This window comes from Rhodococcus sp. NPDC057297, from assembly GCF_042667435.1.
In the GTDB taxonomy this organism is placed as follows: Bacteria; Actinomycetota; Actinomycetes; order Mycobacteriales; family Mycobacteriaceae; genus Rhodococcoides.
Map to the genome: position 1 here is coordinate 141,369 of NZ_JBHUZE010000007.1, position 13,096 is coordinate 154,464.

Below are 13,096 nucleotides of genomic sequence, written 5' to 3' on the forward strand. Positions count from 1 at the left end.
TACTGGTCCGTCTTCGTACCTGGCTGATGCGCTTCGACAAAACCCTCAACCTAAACCATAGGCTTAAGGTTATGTCAAGTACTCGACGCTCGGAACGCTATTCATCGCGACGGAGATACGCCATTAGGCGCGCCGAGAAGTCGAGAAAAGAATTTGGCTTTCGTGAAAGTCACTTGGTGGTGGGCAGGTCCGGACTCGACACATCCAGGATCTGTCCGGGTTGAGACAACAGCGCAAGAGCCACAGCGGATTTCCGCTCGGATCTGTCGCGGTCGCCCCACACCACCGTCCTGCCGTCGAACAGAATCAAGGATACGTCCGACGCCGAACCCGCCCGAATCTCCCCTACCTGCACTCGCAGCGGCTCGGGCAACGAATCGAGCACTGCGAGAGCACTTTCCGTCGGCGGATCGCCTGTCACCGGATTGTCGGTGACCAGTCGGATCACCCCGGGAGGCGGCGGTGCGACGGCGAAATCCACGGCATCGGCGTCGAGCAGGTGGGTTCCGTCCGGCCGGTCGACGAACACGACCGGTACCCGCTCGGTGACGGTCACCCGGATGGTCGACGGGTACATCCGTTGCACCCGAACCGAAGCCAACGAAGGAATCGACGCGACGCGACGCGCGGCAGCGCCGGTGTCGACTCGAACGAGCTTCTCCCCCATCGGCACCGCCAGATCGGCGATCACCTCGTCCTCCGAGACCGACACCGCCCCGCGTACGTCGATGGTCCGCACCGTCAGGACGGGTGACAGGTACACGACGGCGAACCCTGCGAGTACGACGGCGAGAACGGCCGCCGCGATCAGTCCGGCGCGCCGACGCGACCGCGACACCTTCGCGCGTTCGTCCTCGCGCGCTCGACGACGATCCGCGCGTTCCTGGGATTCGGCGCTCGGATGGGAGGCGTCGCGGTTGTCCCGGCGTGCGTACGCGCGCCGATCCCGAGCACCGCCCTTCGATGCACTGCCCGTGTCGACCTTGCCCGTGTCGACCTTGCCCGTGCCGACCTTGCCCGTGCCGACCGGGGTTCCCGTGTCGGTCCCAGCGGAGTCCTCGCCGGAGGACGTGTCCTCGGTCGGACGCTTCGGACGAGACGTCACTGCGAAGCCCGGCCCTGACCGATCCGGAAAGTCGTCCTCGAACGCAGCGCGTCGAGGATCGGACCGGCCAGCATGGTGACGTCCCCGGCACCCATGGTGATGACGACGTCGCCGGGCTCGGCGAGGGACGCAACCTGCTTCGCCACGAGCGACAGATCCGGTTGGTAGATGACAGGCTTGGTCACCGCAGACGCGACGAGCGCTCCCGTCACACCCGGGAGCGGTTCTTCGCGGGCACCGTAGACGTCGAGGACGACCACTTCGTCGGCGATCGACAGCGCTTCACCGAACTCCGCCGCAAACGTTTCCGTACGGGAGTACAGGTGCGGTTGGAAGACGACGACGACTCGCCCGCGCACGCCCGCGCCTGCGGCGCTCGTGACGAGTTGCTGAGCTGCGCCCAGCACGGCACGCACCTCGGTGGGATGGTGCGCATAGTCGTCGAACACACGGATGCCGTGCTCGCGGCCGCGAATCTGGAAACGTCGGTGCACACCGCCGAAGCCTGCAAGACCTTCCAGCAGATCCGTCGCTGCGGCGCCTGCCTGGGTTCCGGCCGTGAACGCAGCCAGTGCGTTCAGTGCCGTGTGCCGTCCCGGAACACCGAGTCTCAACGTCCGCGGGCTCTCCTCCCCCGCTATCGACAGTTCGGCGACGCCGCCGACGTCCTCGGGTTCCCACTTCAGCAACCGGACCGCCATCTCCACGTCGCCTGCGTCGGTGTCCTCGGATCCGTATCCCAGCACGCGGACGCCTGGCAGAGCGCGTTCGTGGACTCGCCGAGCCAGAGCAGCCGACCCTGGATCGTCCATACAGGCGACGAGCACTCCCCCCGGACCGAGCAACGCGGCAAAATCGTCGAAGACCTGCGTGTACGCCTCGGGCGTGCCGAAGTAGTCGAGGTGATCGGCCTCGATGTTGGTGACGATGACGACATTCGGGCTGTACTGCAGGAGCGAACCGTCGCTCTCGTCTGCCTCGGCGACGAACACGTCACCACTGCCGTGGTGTGCGTTGGTGCCCGCCTCGTTCAGTTCTCCACCCACCGCGAACGACGGATCGAAGCCGCAGTGCTGCAGTGCGACGATCAACATCGACGTGGTCGAGGTCTTGCCGTGGGTGCCGGACACCAGCAGTGCCCGATAGCCCTCCATCAGCGATGCCAACACAGTCGGCCGGAGCACGACGGGAATTCCCCGTCGCCCGGCTTCGACCAGTTCGGGGTTGGTCTTGGGTATCGCGGCGTGCGTGGTGACCACCACCGTCGGACCACCGGAGATCAAGTCGAGAGCCGAGGCATCATGACCGACGCGAACCTGCGCACCACGAGCGCGCAGTGCCAGAACCCCGCGGCTTTCCTTCGCATCGGAGCCCGAGACTTCGCCGCCGCGAGCGAGCAGAATCCTGGCGATGCCGGACATGCCTGCACCCCCGATTCCGACCATGTGAACACGTCGGAGATCCTCCGGCAGTTCGGCGGGTAGCTCGGGCATGTCCGTCCTTTCGGTACCACCTTGTCGTGCCACGACCGTCACGCGCCCTGTCGACGCTGGGAAGCGACGTCGAGCACGATTCTCGCCACGGTCGCAGCTGCGTCGCGGTGGCCTGCGCTCGCGGCGCTCCTCGACATCGCTTCCACTCGCGCGGAATCTGTGATCAGGTCGATCACGTCACGTGCGACGTAATCCGGAGTCACCGATCCGTCGGCCACGAGTATGCCTCCCCCGGCGTCGACCACGGGGCGTGCGTTGAGTTCCTGTTCACCGTTTCCGTGGGGCAACGGAACGTACACTGCGGGCAGACCCGTCGCCGACACTTCTGCGACCGTCATAGCCCCCGACCGGCAGATGGCCAGATCCGCGGCGGCGTACGCCAGGTCCATGCGATCGATGTACGGAACTGCGACGTACGGTGCAGGAGCATCGGCCGTCGGCACCTCGATCGAATTCTTGGGTCCGACGGCATGCAGTACCGACACTCCGGCGTCGGCCAACCGATCCGCGGCGCCCGACACGGCATCGTTGAGCGACCTGGCACCCTGCGATCCGCCGAACACCAGCAGTACAGGGCCGCTCTCCGGCAGCCCGAAATACTCGCGAGCCTCGGCGCGCATCGCCGCTCGGTCCAGCCCGGTGATGGTCGGTCGCACCGGAATTCCGACGATGTCGGCGTCGGATCGGCCACGAGCCGACACTCCGGATCCGGCCACCGCGGCGAGAACACGCGTCGCGACCTTCGCACCGACTTTGTTCGCGATCCCGGCACTGGCATTGGCCTCGTGGACGATGACCGGAATCGACCGCTCACGTCCGAAGGCACGCCGCGCAGCAAGGTAAGCGGGCAAGGCCACGTAGCCACCGAACCCGACCAGCACGTCGGCGTCGACGGCCGCGAAGACCGCCCTGGTGGCCCGCACCGACCGAATCACACGACCGGGCAGCCGGACCAGATCCAGGGTGGGCTTGCGCGGCAGCGGGACCGGCGGAATCAACTCGAGCTGGTAGCCCCGCGCCGGAACGAGCGTGGTCTCGAGTCCACGCTCGGTTCCCAGGGCAGTGATCCGTACCGAGTCGTCGAGCGCGCGCAGTGCGTCCGCGACAGCCAACGCCGGCTCGATGTGCCCCGCGGTCCCACCGCCCGCGACGACGACGGACAAGTGTGTGGGAGATGCATTCACCGTCGATATCCTCGCGTATCCGAGTGTCCGTACGCACCGCGGGGTTGAGCACTTGCGCGCGGTGCTGCGCTGCGGCCTCCCACTGCACTGCCACGAACTGCACCACCACGAACTGCACCACCACGGGGAAGTGCAGCGCCGGTTCTGCGTGGTTCGGAACGACGAGGGGGCTCGCCCGCTCGAGCTCGACCCGTGCGGGCACCGGCGTCCGGTGCACGACGCTGCGAGGAACCGCTCTCGATCCGACGGCGATCCTCGCGATCGAGCGCAGGCCGGGTGGACTTGGATCTGGCCGCGGCGGCGCGCAACGGAGAGAACGACGCGGGCATCGGGAGTCGCAGCACACGGTCCAACCGCGAGTCCTGTCCCGAGTGCAGTGCCGCGATGGCTTCCGGTTCGTGCCGCGCGGCGTTGGCGATGATGCCGAACATCATCAGTGTGATCGCGGTCGACGAACCGCCGTAGGACACGAGGGGAAGCTGGAGACCGGTGACCGGGAGCAGCCCGACCACGTATCCGATGTTGATCATCGCCTGCGCGAAGATCCAGGTTGTCGAACCCGCCGCGAGCAGACGCAGAAACGGATCGACCGATCGCATCGCGATGCGCAGACCCGTGTAGACGAACAATGCGAACAGACCCAGTACTGCGAGACAGCCGATGAAACCCAGCTCTTCACCGATGATCGCGAAGATGAAGTCGTTGTGCGCGTTGGGCAGGTAGCTCCACTTGGCGCGGCTCTGACCGAGACCGACACCGAACGGCCCCCCGTCGGCAAGCGAGAACTTGGCCTGATTCGACTGGTAACCCAGCCCTTGCGGATCGTCACCGGGGTTCAGCCAGGCCTTGATTCGGTTCGATCGGTATCCCGCGGTGAAGGCGAGCACCGTCGCCGCGGCGATACCGCCGCCGACGATGATCGCGAAGAGCCTGGCGTCGAGACCGGCGAACCACAGCAGCGACACGAGAATGATGCCGATCGCGATGGCGGTACTGAGGTTCGGCTGCAGAACAACGAGACCCGCCATCAGCAGCGCTGCGGGGACAAGCGGAATGAGAAGCGATTTCAGGCTGGCGTGCTCGCTACGGCGAGATGCCAGCAGGTGGGCTCCCCACAGTACGAGGGTGACTTTCGCCAGCTCGGACGGCTGGAACGAGACGCCGGCGACATTGAACCACCGGCGCGCGCCGTCGGCGCCCTCCGATCCGATACCGGGAATGAGCACCATCATGAGCATGACGACGGAGAGGCAGAACAGCGGGAAGGAGACTTTCCGCAGCATGCGCACGGACGTCCGCAGCGCGATATAGAACGCCACGACGCCGAGACCGACGCCGATCAGCTGTTGAGTGAACAGGGTGTACGCCGATCCGTCGGTGGCGTACGCCTCGGCAGCCGACGACGACAGCACCATCACCAGGCCGAGAATCGTGAGCAGAGCGGCAACCGTGACGATCAAGTGGAACGACGCCAGAGGACGACCGAGCCACAATCCGATCCTGGTGCGCGGCGAGTTCGCCGCGGCGTTCGCAGGACGGGCCATCAGGACTGCCCGCCCGGCTGCGTGGTCCCGAGCGCGTGCACGGCGTCGGCGAAGCTGCGGCCACGATGGCCGTAGTCGACGAACATGTCGAGCGAGGCGGCAGCGGGAGCGAGGAGCACCGTGTCCCCTGGCTTGGCTCGCCGGGCGGCCTCGTCGACCGCGGCGCGCATCACGACTTCAGCATCTTCCGCCACATGAGTCACACCAGCATCGTCTCTCAGCGGGAACTCGACAACGGGAACATCCGGTGCGTGTCGCGCCAAAGCCTCTGCGATCTGCGTCCCATCACGCCCGATCAGCACCGCAGCGACGAGTCGAGGCGCCACTTCGACAACGAGCTCGTCGACCGATGCTCCCTTGAGGAGACCGCCTGCGATCCAGACGACGTGCTCGTGCGCGAGCAACGACGACCGCGCTGCATGCGGGTTGGTCGCCTTGGAATCGTCGACGAACGTCACGTCCCCCACGGTGCGGACGACCGACGCACGATGTGGGCCCACCTCGTACGTGCGTATACCCTCCGCTACAGCCCCTGCCGGGGCCCCGATCGCGCGGGCGAGCGCCGCCGCCGCCAGCGCGTCCATCGTCCCGGCCGGACCGGACGGGCTGACATCGTCCACCGACATCAAGTGCAGCCGCTCGCCGAAAGCGTTGTCCACGATCTGTCCGTCGATCACCCCGAGTTCTCCTGGCGCCGGGACTCCGAGGCGGAACCCGACCACTCGATCGGCACGAGCCGAGCCTGCCAGGGCCGCTGCCCGCGCATCGTCGAGACCCACCACCCCGACGTCGCCGACGAGCGCTCGTGCTTTGGCCTCGACGTAGCCGTCCATACCGCCGTGCCAGTCCAGATGATCCTCGGCGATGTTGAGGACGACACCCGCCGCGGGCCGGACGGACGGAGCCCAGAACAACTGGAACGACGACAACTCGACCGCGAGGACCTCCGGATGCGGGTCCGACTGCAGAGCGTCGAGCACCGGCAGACCGATGTTTCCGCAAGCCGCACTCGCCAGACCGGCCGATTGGAGGACGGACGCGAGCATCGAGGTGGTCGTGGTCTTTCCGTTCGTTCCCGTGACTACCAGCCATGTCGTCGGCGCGCCGTACACACCCGCGCGATCGACGTGCCAGGACAGCTCGATGTCCCCCCAGATCGGGATGCCGCGTTCGGCGGCGCGCGCGAGCACCGGTGCGTCCGGGCGAAAGCCCGGACTGGTGACGACGAGCGCGACCGACTGGAATGTGGAATCGTCCGCGAGAAGGTCGTCCTGCAGGATTCCGTCGGCACCGGCTGCGCGCGCCTTGTCCAGCGCGGCCGGGTCGGTATCGGTGACGAGCACCCGCGCACCGAGATCGCGGAGCGGCCCGACGGTCGCCAGCCCGGATACCCGTCCGCCGGCGACCAGCACGGTCTTGTCCCTCAGCCACGCCACGTCGTCGGACATCGCACTCCCCTTCATCGGATTCGAGCTCTATCCACCGACAGCGGCGAGGTACTCGCTGTAGAACAAGGCAAGGCCGACGGCCGACGCGATGGCCGCCAGCAGCCAGAATCTGATGATCACCGTGGTTTCTGCCCAGCCTGCGAGCTCGAAGTGGTGGTGGAACGGCGCCATTCGGAACACACGCCGCCGACTCGATCGGAACACCGCGACCTGGATCACGACGGAGGCTGCCTCGGCGACGAACAGTGCCGCGATGACGACCATGATCAGTTCGGTGCGCGTCACGATGGACAAGCCGGCGATGAGTCCACCGAGGGCCAACGACCCGGTGTCGCCCATGAAGATCTTCGCCGGAGCTGCGTTCCACCACAGGAAACCGATGCAGGCACCAGCAGCGGCCGCGCAGATGAGCGCCAGGTCCAGAGGGTCACGCACGTCGTAGCATCCGGGCCCCGGGTTGGTGGAGCAGGACTGTCGGTACTGCCAGAAGGTGATGACGGTGTAGGCGCCGAGGACGAGCGTCATCGAACCTGCCGCCAGACCGTCGAGTCCGTCCGTGAGGTTCACGGCGTTGGACCATGCAGTGACGAGGAAGTAGCACCACACGATGAACACCAGTGGGCCCAGGCTGACCGTCGCGATATCGCGCACGTAAGAAAGCTGCATGCTCGCTGGAGTGAGCCCGTTCTCGCCTTTGAACTGCAGTGCGAGGATGCCGAAGAGAACCGCGGCGAACAGCTGGCCGACCAGTTTCGCTGTCTTGTTCAGACCCAGATTGCGCTGCTTGCGAATCTTGATGAAGTCGTCGAGGAAGCCGACGAGACCCAGGACCGTGGTCAACCCGAGAACCAGCAGCGCCGACGCCGACGGCCCGTCGGCGTCGTAACCGATTCCGATCAGGTGCGAGCCCCAGTAACCAGCCCAGAGACCGGCAAGGATCGCGACTCCGCCCATCGTCGGCGTGCCGCGTTTGGATTGATGACTTGCCGGGCCTTCGACGCGGATCTCCTGGCCGAAGCCTTGTTTGGAGAACGCCTTGATCAACACCGGCGTCAGCAGAATCGCCACAGCGAGCGCGATGCCTCCGGCGAAGAGGATCTGTCTCACTGCGGTGCCTCCCCGTTGGTTGTCGTGTTCTCCCCGGCGTGCTCGCCGTCCTGCAGTAATGCGTCGGCGACGGTCCACAGTGCGACGGACTGCGATGCCTTGACCAGCACGATGTCGTCCGGTCGAAGTTCTTCCCTCAACACCGCGACGGCAGAGTCCCGATCGGGAACCAACATCGACTCCTCGCCCCAGGAGCCTTCCATGACTGCGCCCTGGTGCATCGCTCTGGTCGGGCGGCCCGACTCGACGATGATCAACCTGGATACGTCGAGCCGTACCGCAAGGCGTCCGATCGCGTCGTGTTCGACGACGGAATCCGGCCCCAGCTCGCCCATCTCCCCCAGAACCGCCCATGTTCGACGCGGTGGCCCGGTGCCCGACCTCGACATCGTGACGAGAGCCTTGAGCGCTGCGCGCATGGAGTCGGGATTGGCGTTGTAGGAGTCGTTGACGACGGTGACGCCGTCCGGTCTCGTCCGAACGTCCATGCGCCGAACGGAAGCCGCGGTGGAACCGGCGAGTGCATCGGCGATCCCGGTGAGGGTGCCGCCGCATTCGAGAGCGACCGCGGCGGCAGCGAGGGCGTTGCCGACCTGGTGCTCACCGTGGACGGCCAACGCCACGTCGACGGTTCCGGCCGAGGTGACCATGGTGAAACGGGCTCGCGCTTCGGCGTCGAGTGTGACGTTCTCGGCCCTGATGTCCGCGTCCGGGGACATGCCCACGGTCACCACCCGAGCCGACGTGCGCGTGCGCATCGCCGACACCAGTCGGTCGTCGGCGTTGAGGATGGCCACGCCGCCGTCTGCGGCACTTGGAAGCGCTTCGATCAGTTCGCCTTTGGCGACGGCGATGATATCTCGGGAACCGAATTCACCGAGGTGGGCTGTGCCGACGTTGAGTACGACGCCGATTCGGGGAGGCGCAGCATGGGCTAGGGCGGCAATATGTCCGACACCCCGAGCGGACAGTTCGAGCACGAGGAAATCCGAGGACTCGTCGGCGCGCAGAACTGTCCAGGGATGGCCCAGTTCGTTGTTGAACGAGCCCGGCGGCGCGACGACGGATCCGAGTGGTCGCAGCACCGCGGCCAGCAAGTCCTTCGTCGAGGTCTTTCCGGACGAACCCGTCACGCCGACGATCGTCAGCCCGGAATCAGCGGTCAGTTCCACCGCCGAGGCGCGGGCGAGCGCGCTGAGCGCCGCCAATACCGCGGCACCGGACCCGTCGGAGTCGTGTTCCAGTGCCATCGCCTTGCCATCGTGCGGCTTCGGCGCGACGACGACGGCCGGAACGCCGACCGGCCGCGCCGCCAGCACCACGGCGGCACCTGCCGCGACTGCTGCAGCCGCGTGGTCGTGGCCGTCGACTCGCGCACCGGGGAGCGCCAGAAACAGCCCGCCTGGGCCGATCTTGCGTGAATCGAACTCGACCGAGCCGGTGACCAGCACGGACGGGTCTTCCACGTCGTGCATCTCACCCCCGACGATGTCGGCGATCTGTGCGATGGTCAGGTCTTTCACGAACTGGCTCCTGCGTGTTCATCGGTCGCGCGATCGAGGGCATCGGCGAGCACGACGCGGTCGTCGAACGGATACTTCACCCCATCGATCTCCTGACCTGTTTCGTGGCCCTTGCCCGCGATCAGCACGACGTCGCCTTCCCGCGCCCAGTTCACCGCGTCGGCGATCGCAGCGCCGCGGCCGGCGACGTTCCTGACCTCACCTCGGGACGACTCGTCGACCGAAAGAGCACCCGCCATCACCGCATCCCGAATGAGTGCAGGATCTTCGGATCGCGGATTGTCGTCGGTGATGACGAGAAGATCGGCACCTCGGGCACCCGCGGCACCCATCAACGGACGTTTGGCGGTGTCACGGTCGCCGCCTGCACCGAGGACCACCGCGATTCTGCCCTGAGTCTGTTCGCGCAGTGTCTCGATCACGGCTTCGACGGCAGCAGGCTTGTGTGCGTAGTCGACGACGGCGAGGAACTTCTGGCCGCGGGAGATGCGCTGCACTCTGCCCGGGACGTCGACGTCGGCCATTCCGGCGACAGCCCGACGCACGTCGACGCCTGCAGCCGCGCAGACCGCGGTCGCCAGTGCGGCGTTGGCGACGTTGTATCGGCCCGGCAGTCGGATCGATGCAGCGTGTCGGTTACCTGCGGTGTCGACGAGGGTGAACCGTTGGGTTCCCGTCGGTTCCTTCGACCATCCGTCGACAGTCCAGTCGGCGTCGCCGAGGACGGACACGGTGAGCAGGGTCGAGCCCGCCGATCGCGCGATGTCGGCCATGCGCTGGCCCCAGGCGTCGTCTATGCACACGGCAGCCGACCGCGTGTGGACGCGCGACTCGGCGGCGAACAGTCTGCTCTTGGCGAGGAAGTACTCCTCCAGCGTGTCGTGGAAATCGAGGTGATCCTGCGAGAGGTTGGTGAACGCCCCGACCGAGAAGACCGTGCCGTCGACCCGCCCGAGAGACAGTGCGTGGCTGGACACTTCCATGACCACGGTGTCGAGGCCCTGCTCGACCATCGCCGCGAACAGCGCGTGCAGATGCGGCGCCTCCGGTGTGGTGAGGGCACTCGGCACTCGGGTGCCGGCGATCTTGGTCTCGATGGTGCCGATGAGGCCGGTTCGTCTACCGGCGGCCGACAGTGCCGCTTCCAACAGATACGACGTGGTCGTCTTACCGGATGTCCCGGTGATGCCGATGACGGTCATCTTCTCCGACGGATTGCCGTAGACGAGCGCGGACACGTGTCCCAGCACCTCCCTCGGCCGGTCACGCACGAGGACAGGCACCGGTAGCTGCGGATACTGCGCCGAAACGATCGCCAGACCCTCGGAGTCGGTGAGGATCGCGGCTGCTCCCCTGTCGATTGCTGTCGCGACGAAGGAGGCGCCGTGCGCGGCGGATCCGGGCAGTGCCGCGAAGAGATCGCCCGTGACGACTCCCTGCGCTCGAAGATCGACTCCGGTGACGAACGGCGACTGCAGCTCGGAGCCGTCCGCCATGGCCGCGTGAACCAGCCTGGCTTCCGCCGCGGCTGCGATGTCCTCGACCGCGGTACGCGGTGGGTTCGACGGTCTGAGCGACGACGGAGCATCGGTCGACTCTGCTGGCACGGACACTGCGCTCCTTTCTGCTCGACGTACAACTTCAGGCCCACCCGCAGGCCGTGGTGCTGCGCCGAGCGCTGCAGGACGGACTTTCGGTTTCGGGCCGACGAGTCAGGTTACCGGCGCGGCTTCGCCGCGCTGACCCCCGACCCTTTCAGCCGAACCACACGCGAGGTGCGCGTCACTGTCAGTCGGCTTGCAGCACCAATTTCGGTCCGGAAGCAGACAGTGGAACGCTGTCTCGCTGGAGCATCCAACTGGCGATGTTGTGGAACAGCGGCGCTGCAGACTGTCCACCTGATCCGTCTGCACTCCTGGTCGGGGCGTCCAGCATGATGCCGATGACGTACCGGGGGTCGTCGGCCGGGGCGATGCCGGCGAACGTGATCCAGTAGTTCGAGTTGGAGTAGCACCCGCATTCCGGATCGACCTGCTGCGCGGTGCCGGTCTTGCCGCTGATCTGGTACCCGGGGATCCCCGCTGCGACACCGGTTCCTCGCTGGTTACCGGTGTCGTCCTGCGTGACGGAACGGAACATGTCGCGAACGGTCGTCGCAGTCTGCGGGCTCACCACATAGACGCCTTCGGGCCTGTCGGTATCCGTACGATTTCCGTCCGGGTCGACCGTCGACTTGACGATCCTGGGCGGAATCCGCATCCCGTCGTTGGCGATCGCCTGGTACATCGCCGTCATCTGCAGCAACGACATGGACAGACCCTGACCGATGGGGAGGTTGGCGAACGTGCCGCCGGACCACTGATCCCGACTCGGCACGCTGCCTGCACTCTCTCCTGGAAGCCCGACATCGGTGCGTTGACCGAGCCCGAACCTGGAGAGCATGTCTGCAAAGCGATCTTCGCCGACGCGCTGAGCGAGCATGAGTGTGCCGACGTTCGACGACTTTCCGAACACACCGGTCGACGTGTAGGGAACCACGCCGTGATCCCACGCGTCCTTCACCGACACACCGGACATGAAGATGTTGCCGGGAACTTGCAACACCTCATCGGGCGTCGTGAGGCCGTATTCGATTGCGGCAGCGGCAGTGATGATCTTGTTGACCGAACCGGGCTCGAACGGAGTGGAGACGGCGAGGTTGCCCATCTCCTTGTTGCGGTCGTTGTTGCCGACGCCGATACCCGGGTTGAACGTGTTGTCGTTGGACATCGCCAGAACCTCGCCGGTGTGTGCGTCCTGCACGACGGCGGACGCATTCTTCGCACCGGACAGGTCTTTTGCGAGCTGCACCTGTTGCTGGACGTAGTACTGCAGATCCGCGTCGATGGTCAGCTCCACTCCCGAGCCGTTCACCGCGGTCTGCTTGTCGCGCCAGCTGCCGGGTATGACGGCGCCGTCCGACCCGCGATCGTAGGTCTGCGATCCGTCGGTTCCGGCCAGCGTCGCGTCGAGCGAATCCTCCAGTCCCAGAAGGCCGTGGCCGTCCCAACCTGTCGCGCCGACCATGTTGGCGGCGAGTGATCCACCCGGGTACTCGCGAATGTCCTGCCGCTCGAGGCCGACTTCTTCGAATTCTTCGCTGATCCGTGTCGCCACGGTCGAGTCGACGCCGCGGACGAGGTAGGCGAACGTGTCGTCGCTCTTCAGCTTGGCGAGAATGTCCTTCTCGTTCGCGATGTCACCCAGTTCGTCGTGGATGCCTGCGGCGATCTCGGCCAACCTGTCGTCGGTTTGGGGCGCAGAGGGATCCTTGGCCCGCGCCTCGTCCAACTCCTGCCGGACGCGCACGGGTTGGAACGTCAAGGCCTTGGCTTCCATCGTGAAGGCGATGGGCTTGCCGTTCCTGTCCGTGATGGAGCCGCGTGCTGCTGCGTCCACCAGGGTGGTGGTGCGCTGTGACGCGGCTTCGACGGACAGTCGAGTTCCGTTGACTCCCATGATCCAGACCAACTGCAGTACGACGACACCGAGAATGCCGAACATGACGATGCGGCCGAAGCCGTTGCGGAAAGTGAACGACGAGGCGTCGAAGCGACTGCCCGCTCGGGGATGCGGGCGACGTGGAGGCACGCCGCCTCGGGCCGAGGCGGGCCTTCGGTCGGACACAGTGACGCCGGATGCGTTCCGCCTGG

9 protein-coding genes are annotated in these 13,096 nt (G+C 66.3%); all 9 read right to left on the minus strand.

Features of this window, described 5'->3' with window-relative positions; genetic code table 11:
• Positions 1-169 precede the first annotated feature (169 nt).
• The 9 genes from ACFULT_RS19950 to ACFULT_RS19990 all read right to left on the minus strand — a co-directional run bounded on the left by ACFULT_RS19950 (position 170) and on the right by ACFULT_RS19990 (position 13,034).
• Complete coding sequence (locus ACFULT_RS19950) at positions 170-1,105, minus strand: cell division protein FtsQ/DivIB (RefSeq protein ID WP_378482217.1); 936 nt, start codon at positions 1,103-1,105, stop codon at positions 170-172.
• On the minus strand, positions 1,102-2,598 hold the full coding sequence (gene murC / locus ACFULT_RS19955) for a UDP-N-acetylmuramate--L-alanine ligase (RefSeq protein ID WP_378482218.1): 1,497 nt from the start codon (positions 2,596-2,598) through the stop codon (positions 1,102-1,104). Before murC ends, ACFULT_RS19950 begins: the two co-directional genes overlap by 4 nt.
• A gap of 38 nt (positions 2,599-2,636) precedes the next feature.
• Positions 2,637-3,782, minus strand: a complete 1,146-nt coding sequence (gene murG, locus ACFULT_RS19960; protein ID WP_176460084.1) for an undecaprenyldiphospho-muramoylpentapeptide beta-N-acetylglucosaminyltransferase — start codon at positions 3,780-3,782, stop codon at positions 2,637-2,639.
• Positions 3,779-5,326 carry a putative lipid II flippase FtsW gene (ftsW, locus tag ACFULT_RS19965; protein WP_378482219.1) on the minus strand — a complete coding sequence of 516 codons (1,548 nt, stop codon included), beginning with the start codon at positions 5,324-5,326 and terminating at the stop codon, positions 3,779-3,781. The genes murG and ftsW overlap by 4 nt, the downstream gene beginning before the upstream one ends.
• Entirely contained in the window at positions 5,326-6,774 is a 1,449-nt protein-coding gene (gene murD / locus ACFULT_RS19970) for a UDP-N-acetylmuramoyl-L-alanine--D-glutamate ligase (RefSeq protein WP_378482220.1), read from the minus strand. Before murD ends, ftsW begins: the two co-directional genes overlap by 1 nt.
• A gap of 27 nt (positions 6,775-6,801) precedes the next feature.
• Positions 6,802-7,881, minus strand: coding sequence for a phospho-N-acetylmuramoyl-pentapeptide-transferase (gene mraY / locus ACFULT_RS19975; protein WP_019665926.1), 1,080 nt, complete (start codon positions 7,879-7,881; stop codon positions 6,802-6,804).
• Positions 7,878-9,404, minus strand: coding sequence for a UDP-N-acetylmuramoyl-tripeptide--D-alanyl-D-alanine ligase (gene murF / locus ACFULT_RS19980; RefSeq protein WP_037109128.1), 1,527 nt, complete (start codon positions 9,402-9,404; stop codon positions 7,878-7,880). Before murF ends, mraY begins: the two co-directional genes overlap by 4 nt.
• Positions 9,401-11,017 carry a UDP-N-acetylmuramoyl-L-alanyl-D-glutamate--2,6-diaminopimelate ligase gene (locus ACFULT_RS19985; RefSeq protein ID WP_378482221.1) on the minus strand — a complete coding sequence of 539 codons (1,617 nt, stop codon included), beginning with the start codon at positions 11,015-11,017 and terminating at the stop codon, positions 9,401-9,403. Before ACFULT_RS19985 ends, murF begins: the two co-directional genes overlap by 4 nt.
• 175 nt (positions 11,018-11,192) lie before the next feature.
• Positions 11,193-13,034, minus strand: a complete 1,842-nt coding sequence (locus ACFULT_RS19990; protein ID WP_019665929.1) for a penicillin-binding protein 2 — start codon at positions 13,032-13,034, stop codon at positions 11,193-11,195.
• Between the last annotated feature and the right edge of the window lie 62 nt (positions 13,035-13,096).

Coding starts and splice junctions, on each gene's coding strand:
- murC (WP_378482218.1), bottom strand. CDS start 2,598: ATGCCCGAGCTACCCGCCGAACTGCCGGAGGATCTCCGACGTGTTCAC.
- ftsW (WP_378482219.1), bottom strand. CDS start 5,326: ATGGCCCGTCCTGCGAACGCCGCGGCGAACTCGCCGCGCACCAGGATC.
- murD (WP_378482220.1), bottom strand. CDS start 6,774: ATGTCCGACGACGTGGCGTGGCTGAGGGACAAGACCGTGCTGGTCGCC.